The 14,660-nt window shown below is 65.0% G+C and carries 16 protein-coding genes; 8 read left to right on the top strand and 8 right to left on the bottom strand.

Annotation, left to right across the window (positions count from 1 at the left end; genetic code table 11):
• Positions 1-20 precede the first annotated feature (20 nt).
• Positions 21-860, bottom strand: coding sequence for a glutaminyl-peptide cyclotransferase (locus ACNEOT_RS17090; RefSeq protein ID WP_415975440.1), 840 nt, complete (start codon positions 858-860; stop codon positions 21-23).
• A 41-nt stretch (positions 861-901) separates the two neighbouring features.
• Between ACNEOT_RS17090 and ACNEOT_RS17085 the strand changes: the two genes are divergently transcribed.
• The 3 genes from ACNEOT_RS17085 to ACNEOT_RS17075 are packed head-to-tail and all read left to right on the top strand — an operon-like array spanning position 902 to position 5,260.
• Positions 902-1,996 (top strand): DUF3027 domain-containing protein, encoded by a 1,095-nt coding sequence (locus ACNEOT_RS17085; protein ID WP_415975438.1) that lies wholly within the window; start codon positions 902-904, stop codon positions 1,994-1,996.
• On the top strand, positions 1,993-4,719 hold the full coding sequence (locus ACNEOT_RS17080; protein ID WP_415976338.1) for a sacsin N-terminal ATP-binding-like domain-containing protein: 2,727 nt from the start codon (positions 1,993-1,995) through the stop codon (positions 4,717-4,719). The genes ACNEOT_RS17085 and ACNEOT_RS17080 overlap by 4 nt, the downstream gene beginning before the upstream one ends.
• On the top strand, positions 4,709-5,260 hold the full coding sequence (locus tag ACNEOT_RS17075) for a phosphatase PAP2 family protein (protein ID WP_415975436.1): 552 nt from the start codon (positions 4,709-4,711) through the stop codon (positions 5,258-5,260). Before ACNEOT_RS17080 ends, ACNEOT_RS17075 begins: the two co-directional genes overlap by 11 nt.
• Here ACNEOT_RS17075 and ACNEOT_RS17070 read toward each other — a convergent pair.
• Positions 5,229-5,372 carry a hypothetical protein gene (locus ACNEOT_RS17070; RefSeq protein ID WP_155289340.1) on the bottom strand — a complete coding sequence of 48 codons (144 nt, stop codon included), beginning with the start codon at positions 5,370-5,372 and terminating at the stop codon, positions 5,229-5,231. The two genes, ACNEOT_RS17075 and ACNEOT_RS17070, sit on opposite strands and share 32 nt — an antisense overlap.
• Positions 5,373-5,512: 140 nt before the next feature.
• On the bottom strand, positions 5,513-5,752 hold the full coding sequence (locus ACNEOT_RS17065) for a DUF2530 domain-containing protein (RefSeq protein WP_415975434.1): 240 nt from the start codon (positions 5,750-5,752) through the stop codon (positions 5,513-5,515).
• Between the two features lie 81 nt (positions 5,753-5,833).
• Between ACNEOT_RS17065 and ACNEOT_RS17060 the strand changes: the two genes are divergently transcribed.
• From ACNEOT_RS17060 to ACNEOT_RS17050, 3 genes are read left to right on the top strand one after another with little or no spacing between them, the layout of a single operon-like run.
• Positions 5,834-7,285 carry an NCS2 family permease gene (locus ACNEOT_RS17060; RefSeq protein ID WP_415975433.1) on the top strand — a complete coding sequence of 484 codons (1,452 nt, stop codon included), beginning with the start codon at positions 5,834-5,836 and terminating at the stop codon, positions 7,283-7,285.
• A gap of 52 nt (positions 7,286-7,337) precedes the next feature.
• Complete coding sequence (locus ACNEOT_RS17055) at positions 7,338-7,766, top strand: MarR family winged helix-turn-helix transcriptional regulator (protein WP_415976337.1); 429 nt, start codon at positions 7,338-7,340, stop codon at positions 7,764-7,766.
• 57 nt (positions 7,767-7,823) lie between these two features.
• Positions 7,824-9,095 (top strand): MFS transporter, encoded by a 1,272-nt coding sequence (locus ACNEOT_RS17050; protein ID WP_415976336.1) that lies wholly within the window; start codon positions 7,824-7,826, stop codon positions 9,093-9,095.
• Positions 9,096-9,101: 6 nt separating this feature from the next.
• Here the strand turns inward: ACNEOT_RS17050 and ACNEOT_RS17045 are convergent, their stop codons facing one another.
• Genes ACNEOT_RS17045 through ACNEOT_RS17025 form a run of 5 tightly spaced genes read right to left on the bottom strand, consistent with a single transcriptional unit; the run spans position 9,102 to position 12,798 of the window.
• Positions 9,102-9,707 (bottom strand): response regulator, encoded by a 606-nt coding sequence (locus tag ACNEOT_RS17045; protein ID WP_415975431.1) that lies wholly within the window; start codon positions 9,705-9,707, stop codon positions 9,102-9,104.
• On the bottom strand, positions 9,704-10,831 hold the full coding sequence (locus ACNEOT_RS17040) for a sensor histidine kinase (RefSeq protein WP_415975430.1): 1,128 nt from the start codon (positions 10,829-10,831) through the stop codon (positions 9,704-9,706). Before ACNEOT_RS17040 ends, ACNEOT_RS17045 begins: the two co-directional genes overlap by 4 nt.
• Before the next feature lie 37 nt (positions 10,832-10,868).
• Complete coding sequence (locus tag ACNEOT_RS17035; RefSeq protein ID WP_415975429.1) at positions 10,869-11,642, bottom strand: ABC transporter permease; 774 nt, start codon at positions 11,640-11,642, stop codon at positions 10,869-10,871.
• Positions 11,639-12,574, bottom strand: coding sequence for an ABC transporter ATP-binding protein (locus tag ACNEOT_RS17030; protein ID WP_415975428.1), 936 nt, complete (start codon positions 12,572-12,574; stop codon positions 11,639-11,641). The genes ACNEOT_RS17035 and ACNEOT_RS17030 overlap by 4 nt, the downstream gene beginning before the upstream one ends.
• Entirely contained in the window at positions 12,571-12,798 is a 228-nt protein-coding gene (locus ACNEOT_RS17025) for a hypothetical protein (RefSeq protein ID WP_415975426.1), read from the bottom strand. The genes ACNEOT_RS17030 and ACNEOT_RS17025 overlap by 4 nt, the downstream gene beginning before the upstream one ends.
• 175 nt (positions 12,799-12,973) lie before the next feature.
• Here ACNEOT_RS17025 and ACNEOT_RS17020 point away from each other — a divergent pair, with 175 nt between their 5' ends.
• Positions 12,974-13,528, top strand: a complete 555-nt coding sequence (locus ACNEOT_RS17020; protein ID WP_415975425.1) for a hypothetical protein — start codon at positions 12,974-12,976, stop codon at positions 13,526-13,528.
• Complete coding sequence (locus ACNEOT_RS17015; RefSeq protein WP_415975424.1) at positions 13,525-14,643, top strand: sensor histidine kinase; 1,119 nt, start codon at positions 13,525-13,527, stop codon at positions 14,641-14,643. The genes ACNEOT_RS17020 and ACNEOT_RS17015 overlap by 4 nt, the downstream gene beginning before the upstream one ends.
• Positions 14,644-14,660: the final 17 nt, after the last annotated feature.

The following is a 14,660-nucleotide window of genomic DNA, read 5'->3' as shown; positions in this document are numbered from 1 at the left end:
AGACGGGGATCGGTCACGTGTCAATTCTGTCCTACGGGCGCGGTATCGGTGAATCGCACCTCGAAGATTTTGGGCCAGTATTTGCCGGTCACCAGGAATCGGTCGGTTCCGGGTATCTGTGCGATGCCGTTGAACACGTCGGCTCCGCTGCGTTCGGAGGCAGGCATCGAATCCCAGAGCGGCGTGCCGTCGATGACCGCTGTGACGTTGCCGGTTTCGGGGGCGATCCTCATGATGTCGAAGGTTTGCCACACGTTGGCGTACACCGATCCGTCGTCGGCGCATTCGAGCTCGTTGAGTCGCTCCACGGGATTGCCGTCGAGCGTGACGTCCACGGTGCCCTGCGCGTCGAACGATGTGGGGTCGCGGAAGGTGAGGGTGGACGAGCCGTCGCTCATGACGAGGCGGTCATCGGGCGCTTGCGAGCACAGTCCCCAGCCTTCGCCGTCGTAGTTCACTCGACGCTGCTCGGCGAGGGTGTCTCGGTCGCGGGCGATTGCTACCCCGTTCTGCCAGGTGATCTGCCACAGCGTGTCGCCGTCGACGGTGATGCCTTCGCCGAACAGGTCGGACGGCAGATCCACGCGTTCGAGTTCGGTCATGCTCCCCAGCGATGTGCGCCGAACGAACGACGAACCTTCGAGCCCGGTGCCCTCGTAGAGCACGTCGCCGTCGATCTCGAATCCCTGGGTGAAGGCGTCGTCACCGCGGTCGTATTCACGCACGATCTCGGTCGTCAGCGTCGGGACCGAATCGGAGGTGGCCGGGATTGGGGTGCTCGATCCCGACGTGCACGAGCAGGCGGCGACCGCCAGAGCCGATGTCAGGAGGGCAGCGAAGGTGCGAGCGCGGGCGGTCATTGCATCCATGATGGCAGCCCGAACTGGGCGTCACCGAGTCGATGCGGCAAACTGAATGTGTGAGTTTCGTATCTTCTCCAGAGCTCGATTCCATCCGCCCCGTCTTGGCCGATGCCGTGGACCTCGCGCGAGCGGCTCTGCTCGACCTGGGAGAGGGGGGAGTCGGCGAGTACCTCGGCGTCACCGTCGAGGACGCCAGCGCGGCCACCCACCGGTTCGCGAGCGATCTCGAGGGGTACCGCGGATGGCAGTGGGCTGTTGTTGTCGCCGCTCCCGACGACGCGGATCACGCCACGGTCAGTGAGTTGGTTCTGCTGCCGGGCCCCGATGCTCTCGTTGCGCCGTCCTGGGTTCCGTGGGACGAGCGCATCCGACCCGGCGATCTGGGACCGGGAGATCTGTTGTCTCCGCGTCAGGACGATCCGCGACTCGTGCCGGGATACGTCGAGTCCGGTGACCCCGCCATCGACGAGGTCGCCGGTGAGATCGGTTTGGGCCGAACCAAGGTCACCAGCCTCGAAGGACGCCTGGACGCCGCTCAGCGTTGGCACGACGGCGATTTCGGCCCGGATACCGAGATGGCCAAGGCCGCGCCGTCGACCTGCGGGCTGTGTGGTTTCTACCTGCCTATCGCCGGGTCGCTGTCCGCCGCATTCGGGGTGTGCGGCAACGAATTCGCCGCCGACGGTCGCGTGGTGCACGCCGGGTACGGCTGCGGAGCGCACTCCGACACCGAACTCCCCACCGGAGCAGGATCACCGCAGTTCGAGCCGTACGACGACGCTGCACTCGACGTCACCGCATCGCCGACCCCGCCGGTGGAGATCGCTGAAGCACCCGAGGCGACTGCTCCGGACGAGGCAGTGTTGGAAGCGACAGTGTTGGAAGCGGCAGTGGACGAGGCCTCAGTGCCGGACGAGGTTGCCCCGCAGGAATCGTCCGCCCCCGAGGTCGCGACGGCCCCCGAGGTCGTCGTAGTCGACGAGGATGCACCGGCGATCGCCGATGCGCCCGTTGCCGACGATGCGCCCGTTGCCGACGATGCGCCTGCTACCGACGATGCGCCTGCTACCGACGATGCGGCGAGCGCTACCGATGATGCTGCGCAGCACGAGGATTCGGCATCTCCGAGCTGATCGATCCGTTCGGTACCGGTTCGCTGCGGGAGTCGATTCTCGCGGCGTGGGGTTCCTCGCCCACTCGGCTTCGTGAGGATTCGGCGTCCGAGTCCGATCTGGTGCGAGGCGGATATCGCGATCGTTTGCTGACCGAGCTCGCTCAGAACGCTGCCGATGCCGCTGCCCGCGCGGGTGTTCCCGGTCGGCTGGCGGTGTGGACGGATGATGCCGGCGCAGTGCATTTCGCCAATACCGGTGCAGCACTGGATGTTTCCGGAGTGCATGCACTGACCGCGCTGAGGGCGTCCGGCAAAAAGGCCGCAGATGCCGGGGTGGGGCAATTCGGTGTCGGTTTCACCGCCGTGCGATCGGTGTCCGACGAGATCGAGGTGCGCTCGCGTGACGGTGGTGTGGTCTTCGGTGCCCAGCGAACTGTGGATGCATTGCGCGAGAACGGCATGTCCGCACCCGAATCGGGGGTGCCGGTGCTGCGGTTGGCGTGGCCGACGTCCACTGCGCCCGCTGCCGGGTTCGATACCGAGATCGTGTTGACGTTGCGACCCGATGTGGCGGCGCAATCATTCGCGGCCGGTTTCGCCGACGAGGCCGTCGACCTGTTGCTCGAACTGGACGCATTGAACTCCATCGAAATCGACGGCACCGTAATCGAGTGCATCAGAACAGAACTCGATATCGGTGCCGAGATCGCCATCGGCTCGCGAACGTGGCGACAGTTCACCACCCCGGCTGCGCGGTGGCTCGCCCCGGTCGTCGACGGTGCGCCCGTTCCCGCGTCGCCCGATGTGTTGCGTGCTCCGACTCGCTCGGACGAGCTGTTGTCGTTGCCCGCATTGGTCATTGCCGATGTACCGATGCAACCCGACCGGCGACGCGTGCTGCCGGGGGTCTCGTTGGACGCGGTGGCGCACGGCTATGCCGATTTCGTGGCCTCGCTACCTGTGGAGTCCAGGGTGTCGTTCGTGCCCGAGGTCGGGTTCGCGCGCAGTGCGGTGGACGGCGAGCTACGAGAGCTGATATTTCGTCGATTGTCCTGTGCGCCGTGGCTTCCCGGTGCCGACGGACGCGACCTCGTGCCCGAGCGGGCGAACGTTGTGGCGGACGCCACCGAGGAACTCGCCTCGGTACTGGTAGGCGTCGTACCCGATCTGGCCGACGCGTCGCTGTCGGGTGCGCGGCATGCGTCGGCGCTCGCGGCAGTGGGTGTGCATCGGATCGGATTGGCAAGGCTGGCGGAGATGGTCGGTGGGCTCGATCGCGAGCCGAGTTGGTGGCGGCGTCTGTTCGACGCGTTGGCACCGCTGGTGGTCGACGGTGTGGCTGCGGAAGAGCTTGCGGCTCTGCCTGTTCCGCTCGCCGACGGCCGTACGGTGACGGGGCCACGGACGACGGTGATCGGCTCCGACGCGTCGGCTGCGGTGACCTGGGTCCGGTTGGTGCATCCGGATGCGGTGAGTCCCCTGCTGACACGGTTGGGCGCTCGCGAGGCGACTGCGACTCAATTGCTCACCGATCCGGCGCTCGAGGCTGCGCTGGACGATCTCGATTGGGACGACGACGAGGCGGTCGACGGTCTGGTCTCTGCGGTACTGACGCTGGCGGGGGAGGCGGACGAGCTACCGGGTTGGCTCGGTGGCTTGCCGCTAGAGGACGACGAGGGCGAATTGCGCAGCGCCGACGAATTGTTGCTTCCCGCAGCGCCGTTGGCCGATCTGCTGGTGCGGGATTCGCCGTTCGGTGTTCTCGCGCCTGCGGTGGTGGCGAGGTTCGGTGAGCGGGCGCTGAGGGCGGTGGGCGCCGGGTGGGGGTTCTCGGTGGTGCGCGACGAACTGCCGACCGGGCCGGATCACGATCTCGACGACGAGTCGGCGTGGTGGTCGAGCCTGTCCGCCGAGCCGGAGACTCTGCTCGCTGTGAGGGATCTCGACCTCGTACGAGCCGATGCCTGGCCCGAGGCGCTGACCGTTCTGCTCGACGATTCGAGTACGCACGCCGCGCTGACCGATCGTGACGGGTACACCGCGTGGTGGTTGAGACGCCATGCGCGAGTGCATGGTTCGCGTCCTGTTGCGTTCCGCGCCCCGTCCGACGAGACGTTTGCCGGTGTGCTCGATCCACTCGATCACCCGCGTGCCGACGAGCTGCAGGCGGTGCTCAGCGCATCGATCTGCGAGAGCGCCGATGCCGCCGGCGTACTGCTGCGGGCACTGTCGGATCCTCGGCGGAATCCGACCCCCGCGGTGATCGCGCGTACCCACACGCTCATCGCTACCGCAGTAGCCGAGCGACGCGTCGACCTCTCGGACATCGAGCCGCCGGATCGCGTCCGCACGCTCGGCGGCGCAGTTGTCGATGCATCGGAGGCGCTCGTGATCGATGCCCCGTGGCTGGCGAGTGTCGTACCGCTGGACGTTGCCGTGCTGTCGGACATCGCCACGGCCGCAGCGCTCGCCGACGTTCTCGACATCAGGCCGGCGTCCGAGGCGATCAGCGGAGAGGTGCTCGGAGTCGGTCGCGTCAGCTCCTGGGATCGCGAACCGGGAGCCGTGCTGGCCTGCGCCGCGCTTGGATCGGCGCTTCCGACCGGAGGCGTGGTGGTCCATCGCGAGTTGATGGTGCGGCTGACCGGTGACGTGAGCGGAGATCGAGCAGTCCCGTGGTGGGTGACCGCAGATGGAGTCGTCCATTGCGAGGAGAGCTGGGTGCGGCCGCGTGGGGTTTGACAGTGTGATCCTGGACTGGATGGTCGAGCATCGCGTCGACTGGCTCACCGCGGTGTTCTGGATCGTCACGACGGTGGGCAACACGGTGTCGATGTTCCTGTTGTCCGCGGTTGCCGTCGTTGCGTTGCTCCGCGTCGGGAGGAGGGTCGATGCCCTCGTGATCGCGGGGTCGATGCTGACCGGGTGGGGCGTGATGAATGCGCTGAAATTTGCGTTCGCGCGGGAGCGTCCGCCGATTCCCGAACGGCTGGTGGAGATTTCGAGCCATTCGTTTCCGTCGGGCCACGCGATGATGTCGATGTTGCTTGCCACGGTGGCGATCGCGGTGATGGTGCGATCGCCGCATCCGTGGCTGCATCGGCCGGTGCTGCTTGTACTACCGGTGGTCGCGGCCCTGCTGATCGGATTCTCTCGGATCTACCTGGGTGCGCATTGGACCACGGACGTACTGGCCGGCTGGGTGTTCGGTGCCCTGTGGGGGCTGGCTTGGATCTGTGCCGAAAAAGCGATCAGCGGGAGAAGTCCGAGCGCTGGGCGATGACGAGCAGCTCGTCGCGCATGGCCGGGCTGGAGACAGCGTTGGCGCGTGCGTAAAGGGCGCGGAGCGAGCGGACGTGGTTGCGACGGTTGCGGTACTGAGAGACGAGCTTCATGGCCTGGCTTTCGTGGATCAAAAGGTTGTTTGACTGACATAACCCATGGTCCACGTTAACTTTGTGTTACTCAACCGGCTGAGAGGTTAGTTTGCCCACGTCAGGGGCCCTATGGTGATCGCGCTAACGTGATGCTGGTCTCAATCGAGCCCGCGCTGGGCGGTTTTGCTCCCGCGACGTGACGCCGCTCTCTGCATCAGGAAGATCCCGAACCCTACGGCACCCACCGCGACTCCGCACCAGCACGTCGCGAGCGCGTCGCCGCTGGGGTCTCCGGTGGCGGTCAACACGACCAGTGCGACGATCCAGCCGAGGATGCCCATCGCCAACACCGGCACCGGATCGGTGAGGCTGCGCGGAATCTGGGGGAGGTCGGCCACGAAATTCAAGCTACGCCACCGAACCTGTCCGGGGTGCCACTGGAGTTACCCAAGTGCTTCGGTGTGCTTTATCGTTCGCTCATGCCTTTGTCGTCGCGGTTACTCGACAACTACTTCAAGATCACCGAACGTGGCTCGACCGTCGGATCCGAGGTACGGGGAGGCGTGGTCACGTTCGTGGCGATGGCCTACATCGTCGTACTCAACCCCCTGATCCTGGGCAGCTTCTCTGCCGATGATGCTGCGGCCAAAACCGACGTGCTCGGCAACATCCTGCCGGTCGCCCAGGTTGCCGCCGTCACAGCGCTGGTGGCCGGGTTCATGAGCATCGCGTTCGGCATCATCGCCAACTACCCCTTCGGGATCGCGGCAGGACTCGGCATCAACACCCTGCTCGCCGTGACCATTGCCCCGCAGGTGACGTGGCCCGAGGCGATGGGCCTGGTGGTGATCGACGGCATCATCATCGTGTTGTTGGCGGTGACCGGATTCCGCACGGCGGTGTTCAATGCGATCCCGGCCGAGCTCAAGGCCGCGATCGCGGCCGGAATCGGAGCGTTCATCGCATTCATCGGACTGGTCGACTCCGGGTTCGTGCGGCGCATCCCAGACGCCGCAGGCACGACGGTTCCCGTCGGGCTCGGCATCGACGGGTCCATCGCGTCGTGGCCGACGGTGATCTTCGTGTTCGGGTTGTTGCTGATGGGTGTGCTGGTGGTGCGCAAGGTGCGCGGCGGTCTGCTGATCGGCATCGTGGTCACGACAATTCTGGCGGCGATCGTCGAGGCCGTCACCGACGTGGGTCCATCCAACGGTGTCGACCCCAAGGGCTGGAATCTGTCGGTTCCGCAGCTGCCGACCGAGTTGGTTCAGTCTCCTGACCTGTCGCTGGTGGGCAATGTCGATCTCTTCGGAGCGTTCACCCGCATCGGTGTGCTGGCTGCGAGTCTGCTGGTGTTCACGCTCGTACTCGCCAACTTCTTCGACGCGATGGGCACGATGACAGGTCTGGGTAAGGAAGCGAATCTGGACAAGGACGGAAAACTTCCGAACATCGGCAAGGCGCTGGTCGTCGAGGGAGCAGGGGCGATCGCGGGAGGCGGTGCGTCGGCGTCGTCGAACACCGTGTTCGTGGAATCGGCGTCCGGCATCGCCGAGGGTGCCCGCACCGGCCTGGCCAACGTCGTCACCGGATTGCTCTTCCTGCTGGCCATGTTCTTCACTCCGCTCACGGCGGTGGTTCCGATCGAAGCTGCTGCTCCGGCGCTGGTCGTGGTGGGTGCACTGATGATCGGGCAGGTACTCGACATCGACTTCCGACGCTTCGACTACGCGCTGCCTGCGTTCCTGACCATCGTGGTGATGCCCTTCACGTACTCCATCGCCAACGGGATCGGCGTCGGTTTCATCACCTGGGTCGTACTCGCTGTCGGTTCCGGACGGGCGAAGTCGGTGCATCCCCTGTTGTGGATCGTCGCGTTGTTGTTCGTTGCATATTTCGCTGTCGGACCCATCACGGAGGCGGTTACATGACGCGTGGTCGGTACCAAGGCGTATCCTCTGCGCTGTGACGTCGGGAAACAGTGTGAAAGACAATCGGGAATTGGCAAGCGATCTGTCGCTTGCGGTGGTGCGGCTGACCCGCCACCTTCGGGGTAGGCGAGTGGACTCGCAAGTGTCACTGACGCAGCTGTCGGCTTTGGCCACGCTGAGCCGGGAGGGCGACATGACACCCGGTGCGTTGGCGGCACGAGAAAGAGTGCAGCCGCCGTCGATGACGCGGGTGATCGCCTCTTTGGCCGAACTCGGGCTGGTGGTGCGCACGCCGCATCCCACCGACGGACGACAAGTGATCGTCTCGCTCTCGCCGGCCGGTCGTGAGCTGATCGCCGACGAGGCCAGCGCGCGTGAGGCGTGGATGACCGCGCAGCTCGCGGGTCTCACACCCGAGCAGCTCGATATTCTCCGTGATGCCGTGAACATCATCGGTGCACTGGTGAGCGACTCCGAGTAGTTACCTAGGTTTATTATCTGAACGGTGGCCCCTGCTTCCCGAACGTCCGGCTCGTCGATGTTCGCTGCCCTGAAGACTCACAACTACCGACTGTGGGCTTCGGGGCAGATCGTCTCGCTGGTCGGCACCTGGATGCAGCGGGTTGCCCAGGACTGGCTCGTTCTGACGCTGTCCGGCGGCAACGGCTTCGCCGTCGGCATCGTCATGGCCCTGCAATTCGGGCCGACGCTGTTTCTCTCGGTCTGGGGCGGAGTACTGGCAGACCGGTACGACAAGCGCAAGCTCCTCATGATCACCCAGGTCTTCGCTGCGGTCTGCGGTCTGGTGCTCGGTGTCCTCGACGTCGGGGGAATGGTCGAGCTGTGGCACGTCTACGTCATTGCCTTCATCCTCGGTTGCTCGTCCGCTATCGACGCGCCGGTGCGGCAATCCTTCACCATCGAGATGGTCGGAAAGGACGCCCTCGCCAATGCGATCGCGTTGAACTCCATGACGTTCAACCTGGCGCGCATCGTCGGGCCTGCGGTGTCCGGAGTTCTCATCACCCTGGTCGGCACCGGCTGGGTGTTTCTCATCAATGCCGTGTCCTTCGCGGCGGTGTTCGGTGCCCTCGTGGCGATGAATGTCGGTCAGCTCTTCCGTGTCGAGCCGGCACCGAGGGCCAAAGGACAGGTGCGAGAGGGCTTTCGGTACGTCTGGGGGCGCGGTGATCTACGCGTGCTGCTCGCAACGGTCGTCGTGGTCTCGACGTTCGGACTCAACTTCCCGCTCAGTCTGTCGGTGTTGGCGCGCAACACCTTCGGTAGCGGAGCCGATGCCTACGGTCTGCTGTCGACCACTCTGGCCGTCGGCACGCTGGCGGGAGCGACGCTGGCTGCGCGGCGGACGAGCGCGCCGCGCCTGCGGCTGTTCGTCGGTGCCGTCATCGCGTTCGGGCTGTTCGAGCTGATCGTGGGATTGATGCCCAACTACGTTCTGGTGGCAATCCTGTTGGTACCCACGGGTGCTTTGACGCTGACCTTCACGACGTCGGCGATGAACATTCTGCAGATGTCGGTGCCGTCCGACATGCGCGGACGCGTGATGGGCATCTACATGCTGTGCTTCCTGGGCGGCACACCGCTGGGTAGCCCGGTTCTCGGTTGGCTCGCCGACGCTCTCGATCCGCGCGCACCGCTCGTGTTCGGCGGCGTCATCTCGCTGGCGACGGGACTTTTCGCTGCCGTGTACCTTCTGCGCCACAACAACTTACGTATCACCCTGGTGCCACCGGCGGACGGTCACCGACTCCCGACCCTCGACACGGTGGCCGCTTCCACCAAGGTGTGACGAAGGTCAGATCCAGCCGTGGCGTCGAGCGAGTGCGCAGGCCTCGTGTCGGTTGGCCGCACCGAGTTTCGCGGCCGCCGCGGACAGGTAGTTGCGCGTGGTTCCTGGCGAAAGGTGTGCTCGCCGTGCGATCTCCGCGATCGACGCACCGTCGGCGGCGAACTCGAGCACATCGGCCTCGCGTGGGGTGAGGGGTGAGTCCCCGGCTCCGATGGCCTCGGCGGCCAGTGTCGGGTCGACGTAGCGCCCGCCGCCGTGCACGGTGCGCACCACCTCGGCCAGGGTGGCAGCCGAGGTGGTCTTGGGCAGGAATCCACGGACACCTGCTTCGAGCGCCTTCTTGAGGTAGCCAGGTCGGCCGTGGCTGGTGACGATGATCGACGCGCAGGCGGGCAGCGACTCGGCGATCTTCTGAGCTGTCTCGATGCCGTCCATCCCGCCCATCTGCAGATCCAGCACTGCCACATCGGGTGTGAGTGCGGCGGCCACCGTCAACGCCTTTTCGCCGGAGTCGGCCTGACCGACGATCTCGATGTCGTCCTCCAGATCCAGCATGGTCGCCAGCGCGGTACGAATGAGATTCTCGTCGTCGGCCAGTAGAACACGGATCATGATGCCGCCCTTGTATTTTCGATCGGTAACCCGGCCGCGAGTACGAATTCCTCGGTGGTCCTGTCCGTAATCAGGGTGCCTCCTACGGCAACCAACCGTTCCCGTAGTCCGCTCAGGCCTGTGCCGTCGCGGCCGGTCGGTGCGCTCGGGTGATCGTTGGTCAAGCGAATGCTGTCGGCAGTCAATTCGATCCGGCAGTAGGTGGCCGTGGAGTGGCGCAGAATGTTCGTCACACCCTCACGTACCACCCAGGCGGCGGCCTCGGCCGCGCGCTCGGTCAGGTCGGCTGTTTCGCCGACCAGCTCGGTGGAGATGCCTGCCGCGGACAACAGCGATCGAGCGCCGTCGAGTTCCGAGGCCACATCGACCGATCGATACCCGCGCACCAACTTCCGGGCGTCGGTCATCGATTCCTGGGCGAGTTGGCGAACCTCGTCCATCTGGTCCGCCGCACGATCGTCGCCCCTCCGCGCGAGTGCGGCGGCGAGTTCGCTCTTGACGGCTATGGCCGAGAGTGCGCGGCCGACGACGTCGTGCAGATCTCGGGAGAACCGCAGGCGCTCCTCGGCGACCGAGAGCGCAGCGGCGGCGTCGCGAGTGGCGTCGAGTTCGGTGACGATGCGTAGCAGCCACGCCGACAGTTGAACGGTGAAGGCCATGAACCCGATGAACAGGCCGAGCACGACGACTTCGAGCGCCGGGGATCCGAATGCGGCGGCAAGGCCGGCCGCCGCCACCGCGGCCACCAGGCACCACCGCAGCGGAATCAGGGCCCCCACCGCGATCGTGACGAGTAGGGCGACCCAGAGCATGTTGTTCGTTTCTCCGCCGACAACGAGTACGACCGCAGCGACGGCCAAGATCACCAGCGGGACCCGAGGGCTTGCCGTCGACTCACCACCGAGAGCGGGAGTGCGCTGCACGATCGCGAAAGCGGCTGCGGCGCACACCGCCACCGCGGCCATTGTCACGTAGTCGTCGTACGGCAGTGATGTCATCATCGCGGCGACGGCGACACCGACGGCAATCAGCAGGAACGACTGGCGGGTGTAGACGCGCACCTTCTCCACCGCACTGCTGTCGTTCCAGCCGTGCAGTGGATTGAGGTACTCGTACAACTTCATGGTCTCCAGCCTTGCAGACGGTCGACGGCGGTGCGATCTAGGATCGCGGTTCCCAACGGAAGTGCGTGCGGGCAATCAGGAGGCTGCCGACGATCCAAGCGAGCATCACCACCAGCGGCATTCCGGCCTCGGCGAAGGTGGCAGCGAATCCGATGGACGCGTCGCCAGGAGTGGTGGTGCCGAACCAACCCAGGTTCAGCAGGTCCGTCACCGCGGCCATCGGGGTCAGCTCGACGACCCTGCTGAACGATTCCGGAAGGGCGTCGCGGAGCAGTGAGGAGCCGGCCATCGCGACCAGGATCACCGGCAAGCTGGTGATCTGCGCTGCCTCTGCGTTGCGGGTGAACGCCGACGTGATCAGAGCCAGGGCGGCGAAGAGTGCAGCACCACCCATGAGTGCGACGGCGACGAGCAGGACGTTGGTGGGAACGGGTCCGCCGAACGCCACGACTACCGCTCCGACGATCACGCCGAGAACAACGGTGAGGATCAGCGACGGGATTGCGGGCCCGAGCAGGATCTGAAGGTCCGAACTCTCCCCGGTGCGAAGTCGTTTGAGTACCAACTCGTCTCGACGCGTGGCGTAGACCGAGAGCATGTTGTAGTAGACCATGAACACCAGCAGGAACAGTGCGAAGATCTCCAACGCACTGGCGACGCCTGCGTCTTTCAGCCCTTCGTCGCCCCGGCTGCCGACGATCAGCAACGCGATGGGGAAGATCAACGGCATGACGACCGCGTTGAACAGCAGTACTCGGTTGCGTCCGAGCAGTGTGAACTCTGCTCGCGACAGGGCGGTCATCGTGCTCATGCGCTCATCACCTTCTTGTTGTTCAGATCTGGATTGTCGAATTGGTCTGCAATGGAGAGAAATACGCTCTCCAGCGATGCTGCCCGGGCGTCGAGTCCGTGCAGGGTGACGCCATTGGTGCGAGCCCACAGCAGCAGGTCCGTCAACGTCTCCTGAACCGAGGACGTCTCGATCGAGACGGTGTCTCCCGAGACGTCCATCGAGGTGCCGGGCAGCGTCGGAAGCGCAGTGCCAGGAGCCTTCAGCTCGATCTTCGCGGGGTGGTCGGCGACCACCTCGTCCACCGTTCCGCTACGAACGACCCTGCCGCGGTGCATGATCGCCAATCGATCGCACAGTGACTCGGCCTCGTCCAGGTAGTGCGTCGTCAGCATGATCGTGACCCCGGAGTTCTTCAGCTCCTGGATCAAACGCCATGTGTTGCGGCGACTTTCGGGATCGAGGCCGGTGGTCGGTTCGTCCAGGAAGAGAACTCGCGGACGGCTGATGATGGCACACGCGAGATCGAGCCTGCGCTGCTCGCCGCCCGAGAGGAACTTCACCCGGGTCTCGGCGCGGTCGGCCAGATCGACGCGTTCGAGCACTTCTGCGGCAGGCAGTGGGTTGCTGCAGGTGCCAGCCCACATCCGCAGACTCTCGGCGGTGGTCAGGTCCTGAGGCAAGCCGCCCTTCTGCAGCATGATGCCCAGAGAGGGTCGAACCTTGCGTCGATCGGACACCGGATCCATACCGAGGATTCGCACCGTGCCCTGGCTCGGTCGCGAAAGCCCCTGAATCACTTCGAGAGTGGACGTCTTGCCCGCTCCGTTGGTGCCCAGCAATCCGAACAGCTCACCCTCGGCAACCTTCAGATCGAGGGCTTTGACGGCCTCGAAGGCGTTCTTGCCCGAACCGTAGCGGCGCGTCATTCCGTCGACTTCGATGATGGTCATGAGCGCTTCTCCCAGTGGCGGAGTCCGATTACGAATCGCACGCCCATGAAGGCGACGATGACGCCGAGTGCGGCGAACGCGGGAAGCGACGGGCCGACAACCGCGAACAGCACGGCGACAATGGCAATGCTGATGACGATGACGACGATCTCGCGTGCCAACGTCGGAGCCGGCCCGAGCTCCATCAGATCGGTGAACAGGTTTCCTTCGTCTGGTTGCTTCATGACTACGATCCTGCTGCGTCGGAACCACCGAAAACAGTGCAGCGCATCATGACCTGAAGTGACACCGTCACCGATCACCCATGACAAAAGTCATGTTGTGCACTCCTGCCTTCTCCACCCGATCTCCACCCGTGGGTCGATTCGTCACCATCGCGATCTTCGTAGCGTTGCTGCCATGAACCTCGCAATGATTGCTCTCGTAATTCTTCTGGTCGGATACCTGCTGGTGCGGCGCATGGTCGGCCAACTCATGGAAGCCCGGCGCATGCTGATGCTGCCCGCACTCCTCGCGTTCATCGGGTTGGCATCGCTGAGCTCGACGGACCTCTCGCCCATGGCGATTGCCTTTCTTCTCCTCGGGTGCGTTGTCGGAATCGTCCTCGGAGTGATTCGCGGATACACCGTCGCAATCACCGAGCGGGACGGAATGGCCTGGATGCGGTACTCGGTTGCGTCGATCGGGCTGTGGATCGCCGCCATTGCTGTCCGTATCCTGCTGATTCCGGTGGAGAACGCCATCGATCCCTCGGCTGCATCCGCCGCCGGTCAGGCCACCATGCTCGCCGTGGGCATCGGATTCCTCGCCGAGTCGATCGCCGTTCTCTACCGCGCCATGCACTCCGACGCCACCATCGTCTGGCGCGCCGACAAGTCCGGTCACCACACGATCTCGCCTACGCTGGCCGACATGCACAATCGGGTTCGCGGCGGAGGGTCGAAGATTCGGTGACATCGGCACCCAACTCCGACGTACGGTTGCCCAAGCTCGACAGCCTCAGGCTGTCGAGCCGGCCGTATGTCGCGGCCATCGTGATCGTGGGAGCGTTCGCAACGTCGGACCTGCACAATGCGCTTCTGCTCGTCCTGCTGGTGATCAACAGTGTCGTGTTGTCGGCATCGGCACTTCCGCGGCGGTTCATCGGCCCGCGCCTGTCCATGGCCGGAGCAGGTGTCGCCCTGTTCGCGTGTGCGGCAATCCTCCCGCTCGGGGGCTCCACTGTGGCAACCATGTTCCCCTTTCTGGTTGCGGGACATGCAGGGTGGCGATTCAAACCGTCGATCTCGTTCCCGTTCGCGATCTCGCTCAGCGTGGCGTGCGCAACCGCGCTGTGGATCGCCGAGCGCAACGGCGTCGACGGATGGCCATGGGCTGCAGGGCTGTTCGCTGGTTGGCCGGTACTGATCGGATATTCGCGGCGCAGTCGGTTGGACGCACTGCGTAATGCGCGTCGCGCCACCGACGCCGAACTTCGCGAACACGCCCTTGCCGAGCGGGCCCGTATCGCCAGAGACATCCACGACGTCCTCGCGCATTCGCTCTCGGGTGTGAACATGCAACTCGAGGTTGCCGATGCGTTGCTCGATGCCGGTCGTCCCGACGATGCCCGAGCTGCAGTAGGCAAGGCGCAGAGTCTCGTTCGAGAAGGACTTACGGAAACACGTCGGGCCGTGCAGACTCTCCGTCAGGACGCACTGCCACTCGTCTCGACGCTGCACGCTCTGGTGGGAGACGAGGCGAGCTTCGAAACGCACGGCACGGTTCGAGAACTCGATACTCCGCAAGCGCAATTCCTGGTTCGCTGCGCCCAGGAGGCAATGACCAACGCTCGCCATCATGCTCCCGGAGCTGCTGTCGACGTGGTGCTTCGGTTCGGTGCCGAATCGGTCGAACTCTCGATAACCAACGGTCCGGCCTCGTCGGCGCCCGAACCGGTCGAGAGCACCGGAATGGGTTTGGTCGGTATGCGCGAGCGCGCAGCGCTCGTCGGTGGGTCGGTCACGGCCGGTCCGGACGGCCGGGGTTGGACCGTGCGCGCCGAAGTTCCTCTGCAACAACCCCACTGAACGAGAGATGGATTCTA

Source organism: Rhodococcus sp. 077-4 (assembly GCF_047782425.1).
GTDB lineage: Bacteria > Actinomycetota > Actinomycetes > Mycobacteriales > Mycobacteriaceae > Rhodococcoides.
Note: the sequence above shows the minus strand (reverse complement) of the source record. Positions and strands in the feature narration are given on the sequence as shown.

Coding starts and splice junctions, on each gene's coding strand:
- ACNEOT_RS17025 (WP_415975426.1), bottom strand. CDS start 12,798: ATGAAGCAACCAGACGAAGGAAACCTGTTCACCGATCTGATGGAGCTC.
- ACNEOT_RS17060 (WP_415975433.1), top strand. CDS start 5,834: ATGCCTTTGTCGTCGCGGTTACTCGACAACTACTTCAAGATCACCGAA.
- ACNEOT_RS17070 (WP_155289340.1), bottom strand. CDS start 5,372: ATGAAGCTCGTCTCTCAGTACCGCAACCGTCGCAACCACGTCCGCTCG.
- ACNEOT_RS17085 (WP_415975438.1), top strand. CDS start 902: ATGCGGCAAACTGAATGTGTGAGTTTCGTATCTTCTCCAGAGCTCGAT.
- ACNEOT_RS17045 (WP_415975431.1), bottom strand. CDS start 9,707: ATGATCCGTGTTCTACTGGCCGACGACGAGAATCTCATTCGTACCGCG.
- ACNEOT_RS17040 (WP_415975430.1), bottom strand. CDS start 10,831: ATGAAGTTGTACGAGTACCTCAATCCACTGCACGGCTGGAACGACAGC.
- ACNEOT_RS17050 (WP_415976336.1), top strand. CDS start 7,824: ATGTTCGCTGCCCTGAAGACTCACAACTACCGACTGTGGGCTTCGGGG.
- ACNEOT_RS17020 (WP_415975425.1), top strand. CDS start 12,974: ATGAACCTCGCAATGATTGCTCTCGTAATTCTTCTGGTCGGATACCTG.
- ACNEOT_RS17030 (WP_415975428.1), bottom strand. CDS start 12,574: ATGACCATCATCGAAGTCGACGGAATGACGCGCCGCTACGGTTCGGGC.
- ACNEOT_RS17035 (WP_415975429.1), bottom strand. CDS start 11,642: ATGAGCACGATGACCGCCCTGTCGCGAGCAGAGTTCACACTGCTCGGA.
- ACNEOT_RS17090 (WP_415975440.1), bottom strand. CDS start 860: ATGACCGCCCGCGCTCGCACCTTCGCTGCCCTCCTGACATCGGCTCTG.